The following is a 23,007-nucleotide window of genomic DNA, read 5'->3' on the forward strand; positions in this document are numbered from 1 at the left end:
GCCTCAGGACGCCTTGCGCCGCAGGTGCTCGTCGAGGCGCGGCATGATCTCAACGAAGTTGCAGGGCTTGGCGCGATAGTCGAGCTGGTGGGCGAGGATGCCGTCCCAGGCGTCGCGGCAGGCGCCGGGCGAGCCGGGCAGGGCGAAGACGAAGGTGGTCCCGACGAGGCCCGCGGTCGCCCGCGACTGGATCGTCGACACGCCGATCTTGTCGTAGGAGATGCGGTGGAACACGGCCGAGAAGCCGTCCATGCGCTTGGTGAACAGCGCCTCCACCGCCTCGGGCGTGACGTCCCGCCCCGTGAAGCCCGTGCCGCCCGTGGTCAGCACGACGTCGACGGCCGGGTCCGCGGCAAAGCCCGACACGGCGGCGCGGATCGCGTCGACGTCGTCCGTGACGATCGCGCGCCCCGCGAGCCGGTGCCCGGCCGCGCCGAGGCGCTCGGCCAACGTGTCGCCCGACCGGTCGCCCGCGAGGTCGCGCGTGTCCGACACGGTCACCACGGCGATGCCGAGCGGCAGGAAGGGGCGGTCGAGGTCGAGCCTGCTCATGGCGGAACGCCTTCACGGGAGGCGGCGGGGCGCCGCGGTGCGGTCTCCTACCAGCCCCCGCGGGCGGCGCGAAGCCGCGCATCCGCGGGCCGAAGCGGCGCGTTGCCGCTCCACGGAGGACGTCTCATGCTCGAACACATGCCCAAGGTCGTCGGCCGAGCGCTGCGGGGCGTCGGCCCCGGCCTCGACAAGCTCATGGCGACACAGGATTTCCCGGACGCGCCGGACGCCATCACGGTGACCAGCGGAGCCTTCGCGGAGGGCGCGGCCATCCCGGCGGAGCACACCGAGGACGGCCGCGGGCTGTCCTTCCCCGTCGCGTGGCGGGGCGTGCCGGCGGGGGCCGCCGAAGTCGTGGTGGTGATCGAGGACGCGGACAGCCCGACGCCGGCGCCGCTGGTCCACGCGATCCTGTTCGCCCTGCCGGGGCGCGACGGCGAACTCGCCGCGGGCGAGCTGAAGAGCGGCGGGTCAGAGGGTCGCGCCCACCGCCTCGGCCAGAACTCGTTCCTCAAGGCCGAGTACCTGCCGCCCGACCCGCCGAGCGGCCACGGCCCGCACCGCTACGCCGTGCAGGTCTTCGCCCTCGATGCCGCGCTGCCGCTCGACGGCGAGCCCGGCCGGGGCGCGCTGGTCGAGGCCATGAAGGGTCACGTCCTCGCCAAGGGCCGGCTGATCGGCACCTACGAGAGGGCGTGAGGCGGGGCCCGGCCGAACGGGCCGGGCCGTCGGCTCACTTGGCGCAGGTCACCGTGAGGCGTGCCGTCGCGGCCGCGTCGGCCGGGGCCGGGCAGGAGGCCTGCCCGTCGTCCCCGATCACCGCGCCGGTGGTGCAGGTCGCCGCGATGATCTGCTCGCCCGCCTGGCAGGTCGCCGAGACCGGCTGGCCGGCCTGGCCCGTGGTGCTGCGCAGCGTGAAGGCCGGCTTCGCGGCCGCCGGGCCTGCGGGCCCGACGGGGCCGGCCGGACCCACCGCGCCGACGGGGCCAGACGGCCCGGCCGGACCCGCAGGCCCGGCGTCGCCCTTGGGGCCGGGGATGCCGGGACTGCCGGCCTTGCCGTCGGCGCCCGCGTCGCCCTTGGCGCCCGCCTGCCCGGCCGGGCCGACGCCGCCCTTGACGCCGGGCGTGCCCTGGGGACCCTGCGGCCCCGCCGGGCCGGCCGGGCCAGCCTGACCCATCGCGCCCGCCGGACCGACCGGACCCTGAGCGCCCGCCGGGCCGGCGGGGCCGGCCGGACCGACGGGGCCGGGCTGACCCGGCTCGGGCTTCGAGCAGGCCCCGAGGGCGAGGAGCCCGGCGATCGACACGGCGGCGAGAGACGGACGCATGGCTCCTCCTGATTCGTTGCCCGAGCCTAGCGGCGTTTCGGGAGCGATCAAAGGGGTGCCGGCGACGGGGCTCAGGCCGGCAGCGGCTTGCCGGTCGTCTCGGGCATGAACCAGGGCGCGATCAGGCCGATCACGAAGACGCTGCTCATGATCAGCGCCGCGTGGCTGACGCCGCCGAACTCGCCCACGATCTGGCCCGCGATGATGGGGAAGATCCAGGCCACCATGCGGGCGCCGTTGAACACGAAGCTCGACGCCGTGGCGCGCACCGGGGAGGTGAACAGCTCGGCGAGGTAGATGGCCATCCAGGAGTAGGAGAAGCCCAGCGTGAAGAAGCCGTTGACGAAGGCCAGGATCGCGAAGGTGCCGAGCGACCCCGTGAAGGTGTAGGTCAGCACCGAGGTCGCAATGCAGCCCGCGTAGGTCATGACGAGGAACATGCGGCGCCCCATGGCGTCGGCCACGAAGCCGGCGATGAGGTAGGCCACGATGGCGCCGACGTTGTAGATGATGCCGATGCGCGGGCCCCAGACGGTCGGGTCCTCGCCGGCCGCCTTGGCGAGGCCGGCCGTGTAGGCGGGCAGCCACGACGACACGGCCCACCAGCCGACCGTGGTGGCGAAAGACAGGGCGGTGGCCAGCAGCACGCGCCTGCGGCTCTCCGGCTCGCGGAACACTTCGCCCAGCGTGAAGGGACGCTTGGCTTGGCGGGGCGCTTCGTCGGCGTGCTCGGTCGCGGCCCAGCGGTGTTCGCGCACGGCGTCGAGCCACTTCTCGGACTCCTCCATGGCGCCGCGCAGGTAGATGCACACCAGCGCCGGCAGCGCGCCGAGCGCGAACATGATGCGCCAGGGCTCGATGCCGCCGATGCCGCTCGCCGGTATCAGGAGCCAGGCCAGCGCCGCCAGCAGCGCCCCGAAGCCGAAGCCGGACTGCAGGAAGCCGCAGCCCTTCGGACGGGCGCGGTTCGGCCAGGTCTCGGCCACGAGCGCGATGCCGGTCGACCATTCCGAGCCGATGGCGAGGCCGGTGACGAAGCGCAGCGCCGCCAGCGTCGCGAAGCTGTTCGAGAAGGCGGTGAGGCCGGTGAGTGACGCGTAGCCGATGATCGAGATGATCATCATGCGCTTGCGGCCGATGTAGTCGGCCGCGATGCCGCCGCAGAGGCCGCCGATGCCCCAGCCGAGCAGCGTGATGCCGATGGCGAGGCCGACGTAGAAGGGCGTGGTCTTGGCCTGGTCGGCCGTGAGCAGGGTCTTCAGCGCGGGGCCGAGCGCGTAGACCAGGGCCACGGCCTCGTATCCGTCGAAGATCCAGCCGAGGTAGGCACCCCAGAGGATCCTCCAGTGGCGCGGCGTCAGCCCTTCCCACCAGGCGCCCACCGGCGCGCCGGGGCGCAGCAGCGGGTTGTCGTATTCCATCGCCATCGTCGTCTCCTTCCCGAGGGTCGCCCGTTGGCCGGGCCTGTCTCGCGTTGTGCTCTATACCGTCGGCGCCGTGGCGCACAGCCTGTCGGCCGCCGCCAGGGCGGCCCGCACGCGCCCGCCCGCGGTCGCGCCGGGCAGGGCGGCGGCGTCGCGCGCCATCGCGACCAACCGGTCCATGTCGATTCCGGTCGCGACGCCGCGGCGCGCGAACATCCACGCCACGTCCTCGGTCGCCACGTTGCCGGTGGCGCCGGGCGCGAAGGGGCAGCCGCCGAGGCCGGCCACAGCGGCGTCCATGACCCGCACGCCGGCCTCGTAGGCCGCGTAGACGTTGGCGGTGCCGAGCCCGTAGGTGTCGTGGGCGTGGAACGCGAAGGCGGCGCCGGGCAGCCGGGCCTTCGCGCGCCCGAACAGCGACGCCACGTGGGCCGGGTCGGCGCGCCCGGTCGTGTCGCAGAGGCAGACCTCCGCGTCGGGCAGGGCGGGCACGAGCCTGTCGAGCAGCAGCAGCACGGCCTCCTCGTCGACGCGTCCCACGAAGGGGCAGTCGAAGCTGGTCGCGAGGTTGAGCCGCATGAAGGTGCCGGCCGGCAGCTCGGCGGCGAGCCGCTCGTATTCGACGGCCGATTCGTCGGGCGAGCGGCGCACGTTGGAGCGGTTGTGCGGCTCCGACACGGAAATCACCCAGGCGAGGCAGCGGGCTCCCGCCGCGAGCGCATCCTTGGCGCGCCGCTCGCTCGGCACCAGCACCTGCGGCACGAGGCCGTGCAGGTGCTCCCGGCAGTGCTCCAGCAGCTCGGGCGTGTCGCGCATCTGCGGCAGCGCGGAGGCGCTGACGAAGGAGCCGATCTCGATGCGCCCGATCCCGGCGGCGTTGAGCCGCTCGATCATGTCGATCTTGGCCGCGGTCGGCACGAACGGCCCGATGCCCTGCAGCCCGTCGCGCGGGCCGACCTCCACGATCTCCACCGCGTCCATCACAGCACCCCCTCGACCCGCAAAGTCGTCACCGCGTCCTCGTCGAGGCCGATCTCGCCGAGCACCTCGGCCGTGTGCGCCCCGATGGCGGCGCCCGGCCAGCGGATCGCGCCGGGGTCGTCCATGACCAACGGGACCACGCCGGCGTGCAGCACTGGCCGGCCGAAGGCGGGATCGTCCACCTCCTGCACCATGCCGCGCCCGCGGAACTGCGGGTCTGCGGCGACCTCGGCGGCCGAGTAGATGAGCGTCGAGGGGATGTCGGCCTGCTCCAGCTTCCTGTCGGCCTCGGCGGCCGTCATGGTGCGGGTCCACTCGCCGATCAGCCGGTCGAGCTCCCCGACGTTGGCGACGCGCGACGGGTTGTCCACGAAGCGCGGATCCGTCGCCAGCTCGGGCCGGCCCATCAACGCGGCGAGCTTGGCCCACAGGGGCTGCGAGTTGGCCGCCGCGATGATCCACTTCCCGTCGGAGCAGGGATAGGCGCTGGTCGGCGCCGCGGTGGGGATGCGGGAGCCCACGGGCTCGCGGACCGTGCCCTGCACGCCGTATTCGGGCAGCATGCCCTCCATCATGGACAGCACGGAGTCGGTCAGCGCCACGTCGAGCGTTCGCGGCTTCCCGTCGCCGCCCTTGACGGCGTCGCGCCGCCACAGCGCCGCCATGATGCCGAAGGCCGCGTAGAGGCCCGCGAGGGAATCGCCGATCGAGATGCCGATCCGCACCGGCGGCAGGTCGGTCGTGCCCGCGGGATGGTTGCACAGGTAGCGCAGCCCGCCGATCGCCTCGCCGATGACGCCGAAGGCGGCGCGGTCGCGGTAGGGGCCGTCGAGGCCGAAGCCGGAGATGTGGGCCACCACGAGGCCGGGGTTGGCCTCCCGCAGCGCCACGTCGCCGAGCCCCATCTTGGCGAGCTGGCCCGGGCGGAAGTTCTCGACCAGCACGTCGGCCGTGCGGACGAGGTCGAGCACGATGCTTCTGGCCCGCGGGTGCTTCAGGTTGAGCGTGACCGACCGCTTGTTGCGCGCGTGCATGGACCACCAGGGCGCGACCCCGTTCACCTGCTGGCCCCACTGCCGCACCGGATCGCCGCCCGGCGGCTCCACCTTGATGACGTCGGCGCCGAGGTCGGCGAGCAGGCGCGTGCAGAAGGGCGCCGCCACGAAGTGCCCGAGCTCGATGACGCGCAGGCCGGCGAGGGGACCCTGGCTGGGTCGGTCGGTCATCGTTCTCCTCCGAGGTCGCGCGTCTTCCCGCGCCGTCCCCCGGATCTAGGTCAGCCTGCGGCCGGCGGGAATGAGTTTCTGCGAAGACGGCCCATCGCGGAATGTTGGAGCCGCTCGCGACCGAGCCCTGCCGATCGAAACCGTGACCGGCACGCACTCGGTCCCCCAGCGGCCAGACCGAGCAGCGCCCCGGCGGCATGCGATGCCGCCCGCGTCCGCCGGGCGTGAGGGGCCTCGCGTGGCACTCCTGCAACGGGCGGCACGCGCCGGTTACTGTAACGCGACGTCGCGGTGGACGGCCGCGGGTCGGCGCTCCACATTCGAGACATGCGCGGACCTTCGAACGCCTTCCTCGCCCTTCTCGCCCTCGCGGCGGCGCTCACCGCGATGCCCGGTCGCGCGGCGACTCAGGCCGTGATCCCGGACGCGCTGCAGCAGGAGGCCATGACCTGCGTGGGCGAAGCCATGCAGATCTGCCCCGACGTCTGGACCGCGGAGGACCACGGCCTTGCCTGCATGACGGGCAAGCGGCAGAGCTTCAGCCCGCGCTGCCGCGTGATCTACGACAAGGTGGCCCACGTCCTGGGGCGCTGACATACCCCGCTAACTCGGGATGCGTTCCGAACACGGGGGACGTCGCGGCCGGCCTCCTCGGGGCGAAGCGCTCCAAGAGGTCGCGTTTGGGGGCACGCCACGGCCCCGCGCCGGCGCGTCAGGCCGCTTCGGCCCGCAGGTCCACCGCACTCCGCGCCTGTTGCTCCAGCAGGCTCTGCACGATGCGGTCGCTCGGGTCCGGCCGCCCGTGGAACCAGCCCTGCACCTCGTGGCAGCCGAGCGCCTTCAGTTGCGCCAGTTGCTCGACGGTCTCGCAGCCTTCCGCGTTCACGCGGAGCCCGAGGTTGCCCGCGAGGCTCACCACGGCGGCGATGATGGCCGCGGCAGCCTTGTCGTCGGGCAGGCCACGCACGAAGCTCTGGTCGATCTTGAGCTTGTCGATCGCGAAGGTCCGCAGGTAGCTCAGCGACGAATAGCCGGTGCCGAAGTCGTCGAGGGACAGGTGGACGCCGGCGGCGCGCAGCCGGTCGAGCCGGTCCTGCGCGGCCCCGTCGTTCTCCATCAGCAGCGATTCGGTGAGTTCGAGGTCCAGCCGGGCAGCCGGAAGCCCGCTCTCCGTCAGCGCGTCGGCGACCGTCGCGACGAGGTCGCCGCGCGACAGCTGCACGGCCGACAGGTTGACCGAGACCTTGATGGGCAGCGGCCAGGCGGCGGCGTCTCGGCAGGCGCGGCGGAGCACGAAGGCGCCGACGGATTCGATCAGCCCCGTCCGCTCCGCGATGGGGATGAACTTGGCCGGCGATACGGCGCCGCGCTCCGGGTGGGTCCAGCGCACCAGCGCCTCGACCCCGGTGATCAGGTCCGTCGCGAGGTCGACTTGGCGCTGATAGACCACCGACAGCTCGCCGCGCCCGAGCGCCTGGCGCAGGTCGTGTTCCAGCGCGCGATCGTCCGCGGCGCCCCGCTCCATGGCGGCGTCGAACAGCGCGACCCGGTCGCCGCCCGCCGCGCGCGCCGCCGCCATGGCGGCGTCCGCCTTGCGCATCAGCGTGCGGACATCGTCGCCCTCTCCCGCCGTCACGACGCCGAGGCTGACCCCGATCGACGCCTCGTAGGGTCCGACCGCGTGGACGCCGCTCACGGCGCCGACGACCGCCTCGGCGAAGCGCATCACCTCAGCTTCGTCGGGACGCCGCACCAGCACGGCATATTCGTCGCCGCCGAGCCGGGCCGCGAGGTCGTCACCCGCGAGCACGCCGCGCAGGCGCCCCGCCACGGCGGCGAGCAACTGATCGCCGACGGAGTGGCCGAGCCGCTCGTTCACAACCTTGAAGCGGTCGAGGTCGAAGAACAGCAGCGCCGTCACGGCCCCGTCGACGGGCTGTTCGAGGGCGGCCGCGACCTCGTCCATGAGCACGCCGCGGTTGTAGAGGCCGGTCAGCGTGTCGACCCGCGCCATGGTGAGGAGCCGGGCTTGGGCGGCGCGCTGCTCCGTGACGTCGGCGAAGGACAGGCAGACGGCGTGCCGCTCCGGACCGAGGCTGCCGTAGGGGCCGACCGGGCCGGGAACGCGCGACGGGGTGGCGACGCAGTCGAGCGTTCGTTCGGCGCCGCCGTTCAGGGTGCAGAGCAGCTCGCCCGCCGGGCGCGGCCGCCACGATCCCGCGGCCATCCCGGCCAGCGCTTCCGCGCAGAGTTTCGCGAGCGGGCGGGGCAGCACCGCGTGGAACGGTTGGGGGCCCTCGAGCCCCGGCGGCAGGCCGACGATCCCGGCCGCGACCGCGCTGATGGCCCGCACGGTCCCGTCGTGGTCCACGACGACGATGCCGGCGTAGTTGTCCGCGATCACGCGATCCAGGATGGTGCGGAGCCGCTCGGCTTCGGCGCGCGACCGGAGGATGTTCACGCGGCGGTCTTCGATCTCGACCGCCACGGCGATCAGGGCGAAGCAGAGAAGGCCGGAATGCAGCGGCGCGGTCGATGGCAGCAGCGGCCACGCGCCCTGCACGGCGATCGCCACGCCCTCCCCGAGGGCCGCCGCCGCGGCCAGCACCGCGAGGTGGCCGGCGAGCTTGAACCGGCACGCGACTGCGCCCGCGGCGGCGAGGAGGCCGCCACACGCGAGCAGCGTCCACCAGGGCGCGACGGGGCGCAGGTCGCGACCTGCGATGAGGCTCTCGGCCGCGATGGCGTGCATGGTGATGCCGGCGATCACGCCGAAGCGCGGCACAGACACGAAGTCGCCCAGCTCCGGCGCGGTCGCGCCGACGAGCACCTTGCGGCCGGCGACGCGCTTCCGATCGACCATCCCGCGCAGCAACGCGTCAGCCGACACAGAGTCGATCCGGTCCGCGTCGATGCCGTAGTCGATCGTGAACGTCCTGTCCGGGTTCGCGGGAGGAGAGACGAGCAGGGTCGAGAAGCCGGGCAGGGCCTCCACGGACGGGAGACGGGGGTCGGACACGGGCTCGAACCGGGTCATGTCGCGCACCACCCCGTGATGGCGATTGTCCTGGTTCACCAGCGCCGGCCAGGAGTTCTGCTGGAAGCGGTCGATCGGGACGCGGAGCGGGCGGACGTGGCTTCCCGGCTCGGCCGGATCGCGCAGCGACGCGAGGATCACCGAGCCGTCGGCCTTCTTCAGCGCGTCCTCGAGCGCCGCATCGCCGCTGGGGGTGCCGGGCGTGCTCAGGTCGACGTCGAGCGCGATGGCGGCGGCGTCGTCGGCCTGCAGCCGCCGGACGATCTCGGCGTAGAGATCGCGGCTCCAGGGCCAACTGCGGTCGACCGTCAGGCTGCGGGCGTCGATCTGCACGACCAGCAGCTCGCCCGAAGGCGGCCGATTCCAGAGCCGGAACCGGGCGTCGTCGATGGCGTCATCGAGCCCCGTCAGCGCCCCGAAGAATCCGAGGCAAGAGACCGAGGCGACGACGAACGTCCGGGCCAGGCCGGCTCGCCTCCGCCGCGACCTCGCCGACCGATCCGACGTTGCGGGCATGCCGCGCCTCATCGGCCGTGTCCACCGCCTCCACCCCCGCCGCCGCCGTTGCCGCCGCCGCCTCGGCCGCCGTGCCCGTGGCCGCCATGGCCGCCTCCATGGCCACCGCCGCCGTTCCCGCCTCCGTTCCCGCCGCCGCCGTTCCCGCCGCCACCGTTCCCGCCGCCGCCGTTCCCGCCGCCACCGTTCCCGCCGCCGCCGTTCCCGCCGCCGCCGTTCCCGCCGCCGCCGTTCCCGCCGCCACCGTTCCCGCCGCCGCCGTTCCCGCCGCCACCGTTGCCGTTGCCGCCGTTCCCGTTGCCGCCGTTGCCGCCGTTGCCGTTCGGACCGCCAGCGACGCCGCCGCTGCCACCATTGCTGCCGTTGGCGCCTCCGCTCACGCCGCCGTTGCCGGTGCTGCCGCCACCCCCGTTGGACACACCGCCGCGACCACCGCCACCGTGATGGCCGCCGTGACCGTTGCCGCCGTTGCTGCCGTTGCCGCCACCGGCGTTGCCGCCGTTGCTGCCACCGGCGTTGCCGCCGTTGCTGCCGCCACTTGCGTTCGAAGCGCCGCTGCGTCCACCGCCTCCATGATGGCCGCCGTGACCGCCGTCCCCGTTGTGACCGCCGCCTCCCATGTCCCCGTGAGAGCCGGATTGGCCGGGGCCACGTGCTCCGGACTGTGACCCACCGCCGGCCTCTGACGAGCCGGGCGACTGAGCGGTCCGTCCCGCCGTGCCCCGATCGCCCGACGCGTCATTCGTCGAATCCTGCCCGCGGCCGAGGGCGCGAGCGCCGCCGTGGGCATGCCCGGACTCGGATGCCACCGTCGCCGATGGGGTGGCCGAGGCCGAGGGGGCCGGCGCATGCGCGACCGCGACCAGTCCCTTCCCGCGGGCGGGCGCAGGGCCGATGGTGATCCCCGGAGCGGCAGGGGTCTGGTTGAACGAGATGCCACCCGGACCGAACGTCACCGATCCGTCTCGCCCCGATATCGTGAGGCTCGGACCCGTCGGCGTCGGCGGTGTCACGGCCTTCGGAGCCGGCGGGGCCGGGTGAGGAGCGGCCGGGGTCGGAGGGACCGGTTTCGGATCAGCGGGGGGCGGAGCGGCCGGGGTTGGACCAGCCGGGGCCGGGCCGCCCGCGGTCGGCGCGCCGGGGAGCGGACCTGCCGGCGTCGGAGCGGTCGGCGTCGGAGCGGCCGGCGTCGGAGTGGCCGACGGCGTCGCCTCCGGCTGTGTGGTGGAAGCGACGGATGGCTGCTGTGCGACGGCGGTCGGTGTGTCGGTCGCGGAGGTGGCCGCGGCGGGCGTCGGAGTGCCGGTCGCGCCGGACGTCGCGCTCGCGGTCGAGGCCGGGGTCGACGGGGCCGGATCGGTGGTCGGACCCGCCGTCGGCGATGGCGCGGCCGAGGGTGTCGTGCCGGCGGGCGTTCCGGACGGTCGCGGCGACGGTCGGGTCGGCGAGGTCGACGGGCTCGACGGCGTCCCCGCGCCGGGCGTCTGGACAGACGCGGGCGCCGACGGCACCGTCGTAGTGGCGGCCGTGGGCGACGTCGTGCCCGACGCGGCCGGTGCCGGAGCCGTGGACGCGGCGGGAGCCGATGGAGCCTGCGATGCCGCGCCGACGGTGGCCGACAGGGCGGCACCGGTCGCCAGGGCATTCGACGGCAGGCCGCCGCTGCCGACGGTGGAATTGCTGCTCGACCCGCGTCCGGCCGCCGCGGCACCCGCCGCCTGGCCGGGCGCAGCCTGCTCGGCTCCGACCGCCGCCGCCGCGGGCGCAGCAGCGGGCGAAACGACGCCGACCGCGGGGGGCGCCGCCACCGTGACGGCGGGCGGAGCCGTCACCGTGACGGCCGCGCGCTTGCCCCCGCCGCCGACCGACAACCCCCGGCTGCTCACATCGGCGTGCTGGCCGGCGGTCACGTCGGCCGTCTGGCCCGTCTTCACCGCCGTCACCTGCACGGTGCCGCGCTCGACCGCCACGCCGCCCGACGCGCGACCGGCCGTGACCGTGAAATGCGTGCCCTTGACGACGGCTGCCAGCATGGGCGTCTCGACGGAGAAGTGTTGGACGTTCTGCTTCTCGACGTCGAACGAGACCGTGCCGGCCTTCTCCAGCACAGTCGTCGACAGGCCCTCGCTCGGCCGCTCCGCCACGGCCACGACCGACTTCGGCCCGATCACCATCGACTCGGTCCCGCGCTGAAGCATCACGCGCGAACGGTCGGCGGTCGAGATCGACGCTCCGGCGGGCACCGCCATGCCGACGGTCACATCCGTCCGGTCCTGGTCGCCCCCTGTCCAGGCGCGGCCGGAGACCTTGGCCACGGTCCAGATGTCCGACGCCGCGGCGGCGCCCGGCAGGTTCGTCAGGACGGTGAGCAGACCGGTGGCCGCCAGAGCGCGCAATCGAATGTGTTTCATGCATTCAGCATGAATCCGAAAACTTGCCGAAGACTTTCATCGGACGAAAGTGAGCGCGATCCCGGCCCACCTTTTCAACGAGGCCCGAGCCGATCGAGCCGATCGGGCCCTTTCCCGTCCGCACGGCGATCCCCACGGGGTGAAATGAGCTTTTCGGTCGCTTGCGGTGGACGCGCTCGATCCGATGACCGTGCAACGGTATCGAAACAGGTTGGAAGCGACTCAGCTATCTACCTGATTTCGTTCAATTTGGCCTCACGAAACAGATTCAGATTACAGGCTAAAGGCGACTCAGAAAACCGCAAACAGGTTATTTCTGACTCAGCTTATAAAGCCCAATCCGTTTGACCCGTTTTGGTTCGGGCGGCCTTACTCCTTCCGTCCCTCTGGTGTGTCGGTGACGGCCGGTTCGTCCTGGAGCTTGCCGGTGCGGCGCAGGCACGTTGTCATCGCGCCCCGCGAGCACCGCTGCGAAGCCACCACCGCGGTCCGTCGCTTAGGTCAGAAGGCAGGCTGGACCGGCCCGGGATTGGAAGGCCGTGGGATCGTGAGCCTGCGACGCTCTCCGACGCCTTTCTCGTCCCTCGGACGGGGCCGAGAACTTGGGAACCCTGGCATTCAGAGGGTCCGCCAAAGCGCTTCTCGGGTAAACGCACCCTCCCGGGGGAGGCTCCCGTAGGCCGAAGCCACCGACAGCCAGCGTGGATCTCCTACTGCGTCTAGAACCACCTATGCGAGTGGCGATGATCGAGTTCGCCGGCGGGCTCACAGGATAGAGCCGACTCACCTATGTGTCAGCCTGTCCTCGTGTTTGTCTTTGACCACAGGATAAGACTGACTCAAACCGGCGCGAAACAGGATAAGGTCGACTCGCGTTTTCACACCTCGCGATTGAAGGGATGTGTTGCGGTGACGCATCCTTCACGGGTTCCGGCTCCTATCAAAGGTGTGGAAGGCAACCCTCCTCGTTTGGAGTTCGGCGCCTTACATGTTCTACAAGGATGCCACCCAGCCTACCCGTGAGCAGGGAGCCGACCCGTGACCCAGACGAACGACGCTCCCAAGCTCATGCCATCGGGCCTCTCGCGGGCCGTGATCTCGAGGTACGGGGAGGACATCGCCAAGTCGCTCGGCTACCGCACGGGCGACCCCGTCGAGATCCTCATCTCCGACCTGGGTGGGAAGCTCAGCTACTCGCCGAAGGTGTTCACCGGTACAGGCGACGCGGAGTCGATCATCGTCCGGGCGGAGGACGACTTCGACGTCGTGCTCGGCACCATGACCTCACCCGGCCGTGACAGATTCACGATGTGCCACGAGCTCGGGCACCTCTTCGTGCACTACCCCTTGTTCCGCGAGCGCCACCCGCTCACCGTGATGACCGCGCAGCGGTGGGTCGACGACGCCGACCCGGACCAGCGCAGGGCCGAGTGGGAGGCCAACTGGTTTTCCTCCGCCTTCCTCATGCCTGCGGAGGAGTTCCGCAAGGCCGCCGATACCGACACGGACCTGGCTCTCGCACGCAGGTTCGGCGTCAGCCTGTCGTGCGTGCAGACCAGGAAGAAAATCCTGGGCATGGCCGTTTGAGCGGCTGTCCCGAGTATCGGGTCCGCCTGTTCCTCTCCGTCGACCTCGTGGGCTCCACGGCGTTCAAGGACGACGAGCATGGCCTCCAGATGTCGGAGGACGGTATCACCCAGGTCTGGACGCGGGAGATCCGCGGTTTCCACACCGGGTTCCCCGCCAACCTGACCCGGAAGTTTGAGGACCAGCTGCCCGAAGGTGCCGCATACGCCGAGGCGCCTCCCCGACTCTGGAAGACGATCGGCGACGAGGCCGTCTTCTGCTGCAAACTGCTCGGCCCCGAACACCTCCATGCCTGCGTGTTGGCCTTCGTCGACACGCTACGGGAGTTCGGTCGCGTCCTCGAGAGCAAGGGAGGCCGCCTCGACGTCAAGGGATGCGGTTGGGTGGCCACCTTCCCGACGCCGAACGTGGCGTTGCCCGTCTCGGAGCGGATCGAGGCGGCCTCGGCGGCCGACGTCCCTTTCGACGACGACGTCGAGGTCGCGTGTGACGCCAACCCCCGTGACTTCGACTTCCTCGGCAAGCACGTCGACATCGGCTTCTGCCTCGGGAGGTTCGCGGGGCCGGACAAGTTCGTCATGTCCGTCGAGCTCGCTCATCTCCTCACGGCCGCAGGCGCCTCCGCCTCGTTCGACGAGGATCTCGGCTATCACGGTCGTGAACCCATGAAGGGCGTCCTGCGGGGACGACCGTACCCCGTGGTGTATCTGGATGCGGACCGGAGCCCCACGAACCGGGCCGTCAAGGAGGCTGAGCGGGCCATGCTCGGGCTGCCTAGCGTTACTCGTGATCGTGTTGCTCACCTTGTCGGCACGTTCATGCGTCACGAGGGATTGGAGGCGCCTCTTCTGCCGGACGCTACGCTTCCGGAGAACGGGGCGCCATGGCCGAAGTCGTACCAGGACTTCCGGACGGCCTGGGTGCCATACAGCGCCAACTTCGGGGGGGTCCTCGACATCGAGTCACGTGGTGGTGGAAGCCAAGCGACCGAAGGCGACGCGGCGGATCAGACCGTTCCCGATGCGTTGACGTCCACCTTGCGGAGGGCTCCGACCCGGCGCAACCGCGACGGTGGGGCGGAACCTTCCGAGGCGCGACGTTGACGCCGATCGAAGCCGTGTTGGGACGCCGTAATCACATCCACTCGGTCCGCGTCCAGGTCGGTCCCTACAACGACGGACGGGGCGCGCCGCGACCAGTGCCGCCACAGGTCGTCATGGGATCGTTCCCGGGAAGGTCGAGGCGGCGCTTGACTGCATCGCAGAACGGGGCGATGCATGGTCCATGCGTTATCCTGGCGGCAAAGGACGGTGCTACCAGCACCTCATCTCGTTGATGCCTCCGCATCGGGTCTACGTCGAGACGCACCTCGGCGGCGGTGCCGTCTTGCGCCACAAGCGACGCGCGCAGGTCAACGTCGGTATCGAACGCGACGAGACCGTGGTCGCCCGTTGGCGTGCCTTGGCCGTCGAGGGCGTCGAGATCGTACAGGGCGACGCGGTCGCCTTCCTCTCGACGTACCCCTTCGAGGGTGACGAACTCGTCTACAGCGACCCACCCTATCCCAGAGAGACGCGGGCCAAGGCCCGCATCTACCGCCATGACTACGATCGTGACGATCACGTCGGGCTTCTGGAAGTTCTGCGTCGTCTCCCGTGCAAGGTCATCGTCTCGAGCTACGATAACCAGTTGTATGCAGAGACGCTCTGCGACTGGCGCGTGGTCAGGTTCAAAGGCGACAGCCACACCGGTTCGAGAACCGAGACGGCTTGGTTGAACTTCGAGGAGACAGACGCCCTGCACGACTACGCCCATGTCGGCGACGACTTCCGGGAGAGGGAGCGTTTTCGGAGGCGGAGAGACGGCCTGTCGGATCGGATCGGGAGTATGGCCGCCCGCGAACGGCACGCCCTCTTTCTGGACCTGGCGCTACGGTACGGTCAGGACCTGCGCTCGGCATTGGAGGCGGCTGTGATTAGGCGTGGAATTTTGACCCCCATGTGAGGGGGATCGGCGTCCAACTTTGACCCCCTCGAGTGCAATTCGAGCAAGCTGCACGTCCTTGTTGCGGGACGGGCGGTGGGGGGGATGAAAGGCGTGGACACGATTGCGCGCATCAGGCGCGAGTTCTTCATTCGAGGCCGGTCCATCAAGGAGATCGTCCGGGATCTGCACGTGTCCCGGAACACCGTGCGCAAGGTGGTGCGCACCGGCCGCACCGCGTTCGAGTACGAGCGTGAGGTCCAGCCGATGCCCAAGCTCGGGCAGTGGCGGGCTGATCTGGACGAGATGCTGGCCGCCAACGACAGCAAGGCGGCCCGCGAGCGGCTCACCATGATCCGCGTGTTCGAGGATCTGCGCGGCCGCGGCTATGCGGGCGGCTACGACGCTGTCCGGCGCTACGCCCGGGGCTGGCGGCGCGAGCGGGTCGCGGTGACGGCCGCCGCCCACGTGCCGCTGAGCTTTGATCCGGGCGAGGCCTACCAGTTCGACTGGAGCCACGAGATCGTGCTGATCAACGGCACCACCGTCACCATCAAGGTGGCCCACGTCCGGCTCTGCCACAGCCGCATGCTGTTTGCGCGGGCCTATCCGCGCGAAAGCCAGGAGATGGTGTTCGACGCCCACGACAAGGCCTTCGCCTTCTTCGAGGCGCCTGCCGCCGCGGCATCTACGACAACATGAAGACGGCAGTCGAAACGATCCTCGTCGGCAAGGAACGACAATATAACCGCCGTTTTCAGCAGATGTGCGCTCACTATCTCGTCGATCCCGTCGCCTGCACGCCGGCGTCGGGATGGGAGAAGGGCCAAGTCGAGAACCGTGTCGGCTGGTGCGCGAGCGCTTCTTCACGCCCCGCCTGCGCGTGAAGAGCATCGAGGAGCTGAACAGGTGGCTCCTCGATCAGTGCGTCGCTTACGCCAAGGGCCATCCCCATCCCGAGAACAAGGAGATCACGGTCTGGCAGGCGTTCGAGGCGGAGCGGCCGAGCCTCGTGCCCTATGTCGGCGCCTTCGACGGTTTCCACGCCGTGCCGGTCTCGGTGTCCAAGACGTGCCTGATCCGCTTCGACAACAACCGTTACTCGGTGATGGCGAGCGCCGTCGGCCGCCCCGTCGAAGTGCGGGCCTATGCGGAGCGGATCGAGTTGCGCCAGGGCGGCCATGTCGTGGGCGAGCATGTTCGCAGGTTCGGCCGCAACGAGACCGTATTCGAGCCCTGGCATTATGTGCCGGTGCTGGCCCGCAAGCCCGGCGCCCTGCGTAACGGGGCGCCGTTCAGGATTGGGTGCTGCCGCCCGCCTTCGAGCGCGTCCGGCGCAAGCTCGCCGGCGCCGACGATGGCGATCGCCAGATGGTGGGCCTGCTGACGGCCGCCATGGACGACGGGCTGGAGGCCGTCGAGGCTGCCTGCCTGGAGGCGCTCGAAGCCGGCGTCCACTCGGCCGACATCATCCTCAACATCCTGGCCCGACGCCGCGAACCCGCGCGCGTCATCACCATCGATACCCCTGACGCGCTGCGCCTGCAGCACGAGCCCGTCGCCGACTGCGCGCGCTATGACACTCTGAGGAGCATCATGTGATGGAACGTTCCGAAATCCTGGCCACGATGGTGGACCTGAAGCTTTACGGCATGAAGGCCGGCTACGACGAGATCATCACCACGGCGTTGAAGCGCCAGCACGAGCCGCAACGCATCGTCGGTGATCTGCTGCAGGCCGAGATCGCCGAGAAACAGGCGCGCTCGATCAAGTATCAGATCACCATCTCCAAGCTGCCTTTAGCCAAGGACATCGAGGATTTCCGGTTCGAAGGCACGCTCATCAACGAGATGCTGGTGCGCGATCTCGCCGGCGGCGAGTTCCTTGCTCACCAGCGCAACGCTGTCCTGGTGGGCGGCACCGGGACCGGCAAGACTCACCTCGCCATCGGGATCGCCCGAGCCTGCATCCGCAACGGCGCCCGTGGCCGCTATTTCAACGTCGTCGACCTCGTGAACCGGCTCGAAGCCGAAGGCCGCGCCGGCCGCCACGGCCGCATGGCCGACTACCTGTCGCGCATGGACTTCATCGTGCTCGACGAACTCGGCTATCTGCCCTTTGCCCAGTCTGGCGGGCAACTCCTCTTCCATCTCATCAGCCGCCTCTACGAGCAGACCTCCGTCATCGTGACGACCAACCTGGCCTTCGGTGAATGGCCGAACGTGTTCGGCGATGCCAAGATGACGACCGCACTGCTGGACCGGCTCACCCACCATTGCGAGATCGTCGAGACCGGCAACGAGAGTTGGCGCTTCAAAAACCGCGCCTCGGCCTGAGCATCACGCCACCGCAGCCGCCCGGCTGCGCAACCCTGACCCGCTTCGCCGGGCGGCCGCTACCGCCTCAGATTGCAGCAAGGGGGTCAACATTGGACGCCGATAGGGGGTCAAATTTCAACGCCGATTGACAGTCATCCGGGGTGAGCGAATCCTGGACCTGCGCCAGATCGGCCATGGTCAGCCTGTTGACCGGTATGGCGGAGAGGATGGGCCCTTGGCCCTGGTCGGTGTCATCGGACATAATGGTCTCGCGACGAGGCAACCGCTCTGGCGGCTCTGCCTCGTTTCAGGGAGGGGCTTTGACGTGCGTGAAGGTCAGCGGGCTTCGGGGTGGTGCCGACGCACCCGCGTCTCGGGGCCGAGCGGGCCCTCGGACAGGTCGAGTTCGACGAGGCCGCGGCAGGCGAGCGCGAGCACCGTGGCGACGCCATCGACCGAGGCAGTCGCGGCCTGCGCCGCCTCGAGCAGCGAGGCGTTGCCGTTGTCCGCCAAGTACGCGAGCACCCTGACCTGGTCGCCCGGCGCGTAGGTGCGCGTGGCGCAAGCCCAGATCATGCGCAGGTCGGTCGCGGTGGGCTCTGCGAGCAGCGTCCCGCGGTCGATGGTCCTCCGGCGCAGGTCCCTCAGGCCGTCCGCCGGGCGCGGGGGCGCGTCGCCGATGACGAGCGCCGACGGACCGTCGTGGTCGGTGACTACCGCGACGACGGTCGAGGTGACCTGGTCACCCGCCGCGGGAGGCGGCGCGATCCGGATGACGTCCGGGTCGAGCGTCGACTGGATGAGCGCGAGCTGCGCGACCGCGTTCGACACGGGGACAGGGGCGTCGGTCTTCCAGGAGACGAAGACGCGCTTGGGCGAGGATGACGACATGGGAGACCACCTGTGGCGTGTCTCCCGGTCAGCGTGCCTCGAAGGCTACGCGGGGAGACGCACGCAGCCGAACCGGGACGTGAGCGGTTCACGTTCGGGCAGGCGCTGGAGGAGGGTGGTCACGGTCGTCATGGGAGGACAAATGCGGAACATAGCGCTTTGGGTCAATGCCCTTTGCAAGATTCCACAAAGGGAAAGGATCGTTGATGCCATTCTCGGATCTATCCGCCTGACCCTACCTACTGACTTGACTCAGCTTTTCTGATCTTAACCATGGAATCAGCGGAATTCTGACTGGAACCCTTGCCGGTCGACGCGGGCCTCGGAGAGACCCGCGTCAGTCACATCAGTGTGCTTCAGGAGAACTAGGAGGCGGGGTGGGGGCTCGGCTCCGGCAAACGGCATTGTCACGGAACCGACGTCGCGCCCTTCGGCCCTAAACACCCCAAGCGGACGCGGGCGCCGCCCCCGAAGCGCCCTGAGTTCGACGTCCGACATGCCGAGCCGAACGAAGACCTGTCGGGGTACATCGCGCACGGGCCTTCGCGCGGCAAGACCTCCCTGCACGCGATCCCGCCGTCGGCTGTCCCGTGCTCCGAGATGCGTGGCTCTTGCGGCTGTGGCCATGTCTGGCGTGGCAGACGTCATTGCCTTGTGAACGCGCTGCCCACCTGACACTCGCCATCACGCGCGCCCACCGGTGACCAGCGCCGTCCATCGGAGCTTGCCCGTCAGCCCCGTACCACGATCGACGCCGTCAAACCGTCGAAGGTGTACTGACGCCGAGCCCGCAGGTCCACCGAACCGGCAAGGGCACGGGTGAACACGACCGCAGGAAATGGAATCCAACATAGGACGTGGTCGAACATCGATGAGTCGGCGGAAACACCGAAAATGATAGAAGCATCAAAAGATACATTCTCCCGATAAAAAATACCGGATCAATCACCGAAACTTTTGTGTACCGCCTCCGTTCATCGGACACATGCACCTCGTCGTGGAGGACCCTCCGGTGAACAGGCCTTGGCCTGGACTGAGGGAAGCAGTCCGGTTCCAAGACTTGGAACGTGGGCGGTGCTGTGACCCACCGAGGCGTCCGAGGCCGGCGTCGAGGCAGGGTCCGACGCAACTGGCCGCTGGACCAACAAGCATGTCGAATCACGGATCGGGCGTCGCCCGGGACCCACGCTCGCTCGGCGACTCCGACGGACCGAACCTCTCCCCCGTGTCCCCGGCCGACGACGCCAGGACGATCCTCGTCAACAACGTGTCCTGGGGCGGCGTGCTGGCGGGCGTCGTCGCCGGCCTGGTCACGCAGCTCATCCCGAACCTGATCGGCATCGGGGTCGGGGCGTCCACCCTTAACCCGACGACGGGCGACAACCCGACCGCGAGCGGCTTCTCCATCGGCGCGGGCATCTGGTGGGCCCTGTCCGGCATCGTCGCGGCCTTCGTGGGCGGCTACATCGCCAGCCGCCTGTCCGGCCGCCCGAAGGCCTCCACCGGCGCCTGGCATGGCCTGACCTCCTGGGCCCTGACCACGCTGGTCATCTTCTACCTCCTCACCACGGCGGTCGGCGGCCTCATCGGCGGCGCCTTCAACACGGTGAGCGGCGCCATCGGCGGCGTGGGCCACGCGGTCGGCACCGCGGCGCAGACAGCCGTCCCGGCGCTGTCGCAGGGCACCGACCCGGTCGGCGCCATGCAGCAGGCGCTTTCGGCTCCGGCCAACGACCCCGCGACGGCCATGAAGGACGCCACGGCGTCCCTCGCTAAGGCGGCGGTGACGGGCGACGACGCCCAGGCCGCCGACGCGAGGGAGAAGGTCGCCCAGGCGATGGCCAAGCAGCAGAACATCCCGGTCGAGCAGGCGCGGGCCCGCGTAGCCTCCTACGAGGGGCAGATCCGCGACAAGGCCGCCCAGGCCAAGCAGCAGGCGGCCGAGGCGGCCGACATCGCCGCCAAGTCCGTGTCGCGCGGCGCCCTTCTGGGCAGCCTTGCCCTGATCCTCGGCGCCGTCGCGTCCTGGTTCGGCGGCAAGGCCGGTACGGTCGACCCGACCGTCACGGCGCAGTTCATCCGCACCGTCCGTCGCCAGGGCAACACGGTCGCGTGAGCTGACGTCACCCCGAGATCCCCACCGGCACCGGGTGTGCCGATGGGGAACCCAATCGGCCCGGCGTCGACACACACGCTTCGATGCCCGGCCTTTCCTGACCCACGAAGGAGTTCACCATGGCCACGAACCAGCGCGACCACACCATCACCGCCTTTTACGAGACCCGCGACTACGCCGACAGCGCCGCGAACAAGCTGCGCGCCATGGGCGTCCCGGCGTCGGACGTCACCGTGTCGCCCGAGAACGCCAGGGACGAGTACGGCCAATACGGCGATGACCGGATGGCGGCCGCCCCGAAGAAGACCGGCTTCTGGGCCTCGCTCGAAGACATGTTCGGCGGCACCGACGACCACCACACCTACGCCGAGGGCGTGCGCCGCGGCCACGTGCTGCTGACCGCCCACGTCGCCGACGCCCAGCTCGACCGCGCCGTCGCCATCGTCGAGGAGCACGGTTCCATCGACCTCGACGAGCACGAGGAGACGTGGCGCAGCGAGGGCTGGACGGGCGCCCCGACCACCTCGACGACCGCCGCGACCACGACGACGATGGGATCCTCGGCCGCGGCGACGATGGCCACCGCGGGCGGCGCGATGGGCATGGCCCTGGCCGGCAAGACCGCGCCCACGCGCGTCGTGGAGACCGAAACCGTCGTCGAGCGCGCCCCGGTCCCCGCGCGGAAGCCGGTCGTCGCCCCGGCGGCGGTACCCACGGCTTCGAAGCCTGCCCTGACGACCGGCACTGTCGGACGTGGCAACGAGGACGTGGTCCAGGTCGTCGAGGAGCGCCTGAACGTCGGCAAGCGCGCGGTCAGCCGCGGCAAGGTCCGCCTGCACAGCTACGTCGTCGAGAACCAGGTGTCCGAGGACGTCACCCTGCGCGACGAGACGGTCAGCATCGACCGCCACGCCGTCGACCGTCCCGTGGCGGCGCTCGGAGCCGACGCCTTCCGCGAGCGCACCATCGAGATGGAGGAGGTCGACGAGGAGGCCGTGGTCAGCAAGTCGGCCCGCGTCGTCGAGGAGATCGGCATCCGCAAGGACGTGAGCGACCGCGTCGAGACGGTCCGCGACACGGTGCGCTCCACCAAGGTCGACATCGAGGACGGCCGCACGGTAGGCACCGCCGCCGTGGGTGCGACGGGCAGCCTCGCGTCGCGGCTCGTCAAGGACATGGACGTGGTCGGCTCCGACGGGCAGCACGTCGGCATCATCGACCGGCTCGACGGCGGGATGATGAAGCTCAAGCGCATGGACCCGGCCTCGGGCGGGCAGCATCACCTGCTGCACGCTGACCTGGTCAAGTCCGTCTCGGCCGACGGGAAGGCTCTGCTGAGCGTCGCCGCGGCCGAGGCCATGCGGCGCTGGAAGGCGGCCTGATCCAGCCCCCGTCCCCGGATCCGTCCGGGGACGCCCGACGAAGCGGTCAGGACACCTGCCTGACCGCTTCCCGACCCTCGCGAGAGACATACCCCCGACCATGACCGAACCACCGGACCCGTCCATCGCGGAGTCGTCCACCTCGGACGTCTCGGGAATGATCGCGGAGCATGGCGGGGCGTCGATGACGTCGGTGGACATCGAGGCGACCGACGAGGTCATCCAGCTGCTGGAGGAAACCTTGTCGGTGTCGACGCGGCGCGTGCCGACCGGCGCGGTCCGGGTCTCGACCCGCACCGAGACGCTCGACGCCATCGCCCAGGTCGAGGTCGACAGATACCGCGTCGAGATCACGCACGTCCCGGTCGGGCGCGTCGTGGACGAGGCTCCCGTGGCCCGGGCCGAAGGCGACGTCACCATCATCCCGATGGTCGAGAAGCGTCTGGTGACGGTGAAGCAACTCGTCCTCGTCGAGGAGGTGCGCATCCGCCACGTGTTGGAGCGAAGCGCCGTGAGCGTGCCCGTGGCACTGCGGCGTCAGCGCGCCACCGTCGAGCGTCTCGACGGGCGAGGCTGGACGACCTGCGATGAAGCGACATCAGAGACGACGGCCGCCCTGGGCGGCGAAGGAGGACACGATGGGTCTATTCGATAGCATCCTGGGACAGATGGGCGGCCAATCCGCCAACACGTCCACCGGTGGTGGTGGTGGCGCCTCGGCGCTCATGCCGACCTTGATGGCCATCATGGCGGCGAAGTCCGGCGGTGGCGGTGCGGGAGGGCTCGGCGCGTTGGGCGGCATGCTGGGCGGAGGATCGGCTCCGGCCGGTGGGGGCGGCATCGGCGGCATCCTGGGTAGCCTGATGGGTGGCACACAGGGCGGGTCGGCCGGAGGGCTCGGCGGCATGCTCGGTGGTGCGGGCATCGCGGGCGGCCTGGGACAGCTCCTCCAGTCCTTCGAGCAGAACGGGCACGGTGCCGCCGCGCAGTCCTGGGTCGGGGACGGGGCCAACGCTTCGGTGTCACCGGACTAGGTCGGGCAGGCCCTCGGTCAGGACACCGTCGCCCAGTTGGCGGACCACACGGGCATGTCGCAGGGCGACGTCCTGAGCCACCTGTCCCAGGTGCTCCCGCAGGCCGTGCACCATCTCACGCCGGATGGCAGGCTGCCGACCTCCGACGAAGCGTCGCAGTGGGTCTGAGGTCGATGATCTCGGTGGGATCGGTGACGTCCGGCGAGGTGCCTTGCGTCG

The 23,007-nt window shown here is 70.5% G+C and carries 18 protein-coding genes and 3 pseudogenes; 12 read left to right on the forward strand and 9 right to left on the reverse strand.

Features of this window, described 5'->3' with window-relative positions; genetic code table 11:
* Positions 1-3: 3 nt before the first annotated feature.
* A complete protein-coding gene (gene moaB / locus L7N97_RS25530) occupies positions 4-552 on the reverse strand; it encodes a molybdenum cofactor biosynthesis protein B (RefSeq protein WP_237481191.1) in 549 nt (182 codons plus the stop codon).
* A gap of 126 nt (positions 553-678) precedes the next feature.
* On the opposite strand from moaB, the gene L7N97_RS25535 reads away from it, so the two are divergent.
* Positions 679-1,251, forward strand: a complete 573-nt coding sequence (locus L7N97_RS25535; RefSeq protein WP_237481192.1) for a YbhB/YbcL family Raf kinase inhibitor-like protein — start codon at positions 679-681, stop codon at positions 1,249-1,251.
* A gap of 34 nt (positions 1,252-1,285) precedes the next feature.
* Here L7N97_RS25535 and L7N97_RS25540 read toward each other — a convergent pair whose 3' ends face one another.
* The 4 genes from L7N97_RS25540 to L7N97_RS25555 form a co-directional block, all read right to left on the reverse strand.
* A complete protein-coding gene (locus L7N97_RS25540; protein WP_237481195.1) occupies positions 1,286-1,882 on the reverse strand; it encodes a collagen-like protein in 597 nt (198 codons plus the stop codon).
* Between the two features lie 71 nt (positions 1,883-1,953).
* Positions 1,954-3,309, reverse strand: a complete 1,356-nt coding sequence (locus tag L7N97_RS25545; RefSeq protein ID WP_237481197.1) for an MFS transporter — start codon at positions 3,307-3,309, stop codon at positions 1,954-1,956.
* A 54-nt stretch (positions 3,310-3,363) separates the two neighbouring features.
* Positions 3,364-4,287, reverse strand: coding sequence for a hydroxymethylglutaryl-CoA lyase (locus L7N97_RS25550; protein WP_237481198.1), 924 nt, complete (start codon positions 4,285-4,287; stop codon positions 3,364-3,366).
* Positions 4,287-5,513: a CaiB/BaiF CoA transferase family protein gene (locus L7N97_RS25555; RefSeq protein WP_237481200.1), complete on the reverse strand. Its 1,227-nt coding sequence runs from the start codon at positions 5,511-5,513 to the stop codon at positions 4,287-4,289. Before L7N97_RS25555 ends, L7N97_RS25550 begins: the two co-directional genes overlap by 1 nt.
* A 327-nt stretch (positions 5,514-5,840) precedes the next feature.
* Between L7N97_RS25555 and L7N97_RS25560 the strand changes: the two genes are divergently transcribed.
* Positions 5,841-6,107, forward strand: coding sequence for a hypothetical protein (locus L7N97_RS25560; protein ID WP_237481201.1), 267 nt, complete (start codon positions 5,841-5,843; stop codon positions 6,105-6,107).
* 118 nt (positions 6,108-6,225) lie between these two features.
* On the opposite strand, the gene L7N97_RS25565 is transcribed toward L7N97_RS25560, so the two are convergent.
* On the reverse strand, positions 6,226-9,078 hold the full coding sequence (locus L7N97_RS25565) for an EAL domain-containing protein (RefSeq protein ID WP_309242849.1): 2,853 nt from the start codon (positions 9,076-9,078) through the stop codon (positions 6,226-6,228).
* A 5-nt stretch (positions 9,079-9,083) separates the two neighbouring features.
* Here L7N97_RS25565 and L7N97_RS25570 point away from each other — a divergent pair, with 5 nt between their 5' ends.
* The gene (locus L7N97_RS25570; protein WP_237481206.1) at positions 9,084-9,734 is read left to right on the forward strand and encodes a hypothetical protein; all 651 of its coding nucleotides are present in this window, start codon (positions 9,084-9,086) and stop codon (positions 9,732-9,734) included.
* 1,335 nt (positions 9,735-11,069) lie between these two features.
* On the opposite strand, the pseudogene L7N97_RS30630 reads toward L7N97_RS25570, so the two are convergent.
* Positions 11,070-11,477, reverse strand: a pseudogene (locus L7N97_RS30630) (FecR domain-containing protein); the annotation flags it as partial.
* Between the two features lie 1,038 nt (positions 11,478-12,515).
* On the opposite strand from L7N97_RS30630, the gene L7N97_RS30390 reads away from it, so the two are divergent.
* From L7N97_RS30390 to istB, 5 genes and pseudogenes are all read left to right on the forward strand, one after another.
* Positions 12,516-13,064: an ImmA/IrrE family metallo-endopeptidase gene (locus tag L7N97_RS30390; protein ID WP_237481209.1), complete on the forward strand. Its 549-nt coding sequence runs from the start codon at positions 12,516-12,518 to the stop codon at positions 13,062-13,064.
* Entirely contained in the window at positions 13,061-14,167 is a 1,107-nt protein-coding gene (locus tag L7N97_RS25585) for a hypothetical protein (RefSeq protein WP_237481211.1), read from the forward strand. The genes L7N97_RS30390 and L7N97_RS25585 overlap by 4 nt, the downstream gene beginning before the upstream one ends.
* Before the next feature lie 181 nt (positions 14,168-14,348).
* A complete protein-coding gene (locus L7N97_RS25590; RefSeq protein WP_237481214.1) occupies positions 14,349-15,068 on the forward strand; it encodes a DNA adenine methylase in 720 nt (239 codons plus the stop codon).
* Positions 15,069-15,152: 84 nt separating this feature from the next.
* Positions 15,153-16,637: pseudogene (gene istA, locus L7N97_RS25595) on the forward strand (IS21 family transposase); the annotation flags it as partial.
* 11 nt (positions 16,638-16,648) lie between these two features.
* Positions 16,649-17,383 (forward strand): IS21-like element helper ATPase IstB, encoded by a 735-nt coding sequence (gene istB, locus L7N97_RS25600; RefSeq protein ID WP_237478175.1) that lies wholly within the window; start codon positions 16,649-16,651, stop codon positions 17,381-17,383.
* Positions 17,384-17,450: 67 nt separating this feature from the next.
* On the opposite strand, the gene L7N97_RS25605 is transcribed toward istB, so the two are convergent.
* Both L7N97_RS25605 and L7N97_RS25610 read right to left on the reverse strand, forming a co-directional pair.
* On the reverse strand, positions 17,451-17,627 hold the full coding sequence (locus tag L7N97_RS25605; RefSeq protein WP_237481216.1) for a hypothetical protein: 177 nt from the start codon (positions 17,625-17,627) through the stop codon (positions 17,451-17,453).
* Positions 17,628-17,701: 74 nt separating this feature from the next.
* A complete protein-coding gene (locus L7N97_RS25610; RefSeq protein WP_237481218.1) occupies positions 17,702-18,256 on the reverse strand; it encodes a hypothetical protein in 555 nt (184 codons plus the stop codon).
* A gap of 1,150 nt (positions 18,257-19,406) precedes the next feature.
* Between L7N97_RS25610 and L7N97_RS25615 the strand changes: the two genes are divergently transcribed.
* From L7N97_RS25615 to L7N97_RS30455, 4 genes and pseudogenes are all read left to right on the forward strand, one after another.
* Positions 19,407-20,372: a PhnA-like protein gene (locus L7N97_RS25615; RefSeq protein WP_237481220.1), complete on the forward strand. Its 966-nt coding sequence runs from the start codon at positions 19,407-19,409 to the stop codon at positions 20,370-20,372.
* Between the two features lie 119 nt (positions 20,373-20,491).
* A complete protein-coding gene (locus L7N97_RS25620) occupies positions 20,492-21,754 on the forward strand; it encodes a DUF2382 domain-containing protein (protein ID WP_237481222.1) in 1,263 nt (420 codons plus the stop codon).
* A gap of 157 nt (positions 21,755-21,911) precedes the next feature.
* On the forward strand, positions 21,912-22,409 hold the full coding sequence (locus L7N97_RS25625; protein ID WP_237481224.1) for a YsnF/AvaK domain-containing protein: 498 nt from the start codon (positions 21,912-21,914) through the stop codon (positions 22,407-22,409).
* A 145-nt stretch (positions 22,410-22,554) separates the two neighbouring features.
* Positions 22,555-22,956: pseudogene (locus L7N97_RS30455) on the forward strand (YidB family protein).
* The last annotated feature ends 51 nt before the right edge of the window (positions 22,957-23,007 follow it).

The organism is Lichenibacterium dinghuense (assembly GCF_021730615.1).
GTDB classification, from domain to species: domain Bacteria; phylum Pseudomonadota; class Alphaproteobacteria; order Rhizobiales; family Beijerinckiaceae; genus Lichenihabitans; species Lichenihabitans dinghuensis.

What these genes read in the sequence shown, in the direction of transcription:
- moaB (WP_237481191.1), bottom strand. Translation starts at nt 552, where the DNA reads ATGAGCAGGCTCGACCTCGACCGCCCCTTCCTGCCGCTCGGCATCGCC.
- L7N97_RS25535 (WP_237481192.1), top strand. Translation starts at nt 679, where the DNA reads ATGCTCGAACACATGCCCAAGGTCGTCGGCCGAGCGCTGCGGGGCGTC.
- L7N97_RS25540 (WP_237481195.1), bottom strand. Translation starts at nt 1,882, where the DNA reads ATGCGTCCGTCTCTCGCCGCCGTGTCGATCGCCGGGCTCCTCGCCCTC.
- L7N97_RS25545 (WP_237481197.1), bottom strand. Translation starts at nt 3,309, where the DNA reads ATGGCGATGGAATACGACAACCCGCTGCTGCGCCCCGGCGCGCCGGTG.
- L7N97_RS25550 (WP_237481198.1), bottom strand. Translation starts at nt 4,287, where the DNA reads ATGGACGCGGTGGAGATCGTGGAGGTCGGCCCGCGCGACGGGCTGCAG.
- L7N97_RS25555 (WP_237481200.1), bottom strand. Translation starts at nt 5,513, where the DNA reads ATGACCGACCGACCCAGCCAGGGTCCCCTCGCCGGCCTGCGCGTCATC.
- L7N97_RS25560 (WP_237481201.1), top strand. Translation starts at nt 5,841, where the DNA reads ATGCGCGGACCTTCGAACGCCTTCCTCGCCCTTCTCGCCCTCGCGGCG.
- L7N97_RS25565 (WP_309242849.1), bottom strand. Translation starts at nt 9,078, where the DNA reads ATGAGGCGCGGCATGCCCGCAACGTCGGATCGGTCGGCGAGGTCGCGG.
- L7N97_RS25590 (WP_237481214.1), top strand. Translation starts at nt 14,349, where the DNA reads ATGCGTTATCCTGGCGGCAAAGGACGGTGCTACCAGCACCTCATCTCG.
- istB (WP_237478175.1), top strand. Translation starts at nt 16,649, where the DNA reads ATGGAACGTTCCGAAATCCTGGCCACGATGGTGGACCTGAAGCTTTAC.
- L7N97_RS25605 (WP_237481216.1), bottom strand. Translation starts at nt 17,627, where the DNA reads ATGTCCGATGACACCGACCAGGGCCAAGGGCCCATCCTCTCCGCCATA.
- L7N97_RS25610 (WP_237481218.1), bottom strand. Translation starts at nt 18,256, where the DNA reads ATGTCGTCATCCTCGCCCAAGCGCGTCTTCGTCTCCTGGAAGACCGAC.
- L7N97_RS25615 (WP_237481220.1), top strand. Translation starts at nt 19,407, where the DNA reads ATGTCGAATCACGGATCGGGCGTCGCCCGGGACCCACGCTCGCTCGGC.
- L7N97_RS25620 (WP_237481222.1), top strand. Translation starts at nt 20,492, where the DNA reads ATGGCCACGAACCAGCGCGACCACACCATCACCGCCTTTTACGAGACC.
- L7N97_RS25625 (WP_237481224.1), top strand. Translation starts at nt 21,912, where the DNA reads ATGATCGCGGAGCATGGCGGGGCGTCGATGACGTCGGTGGACATCGAG.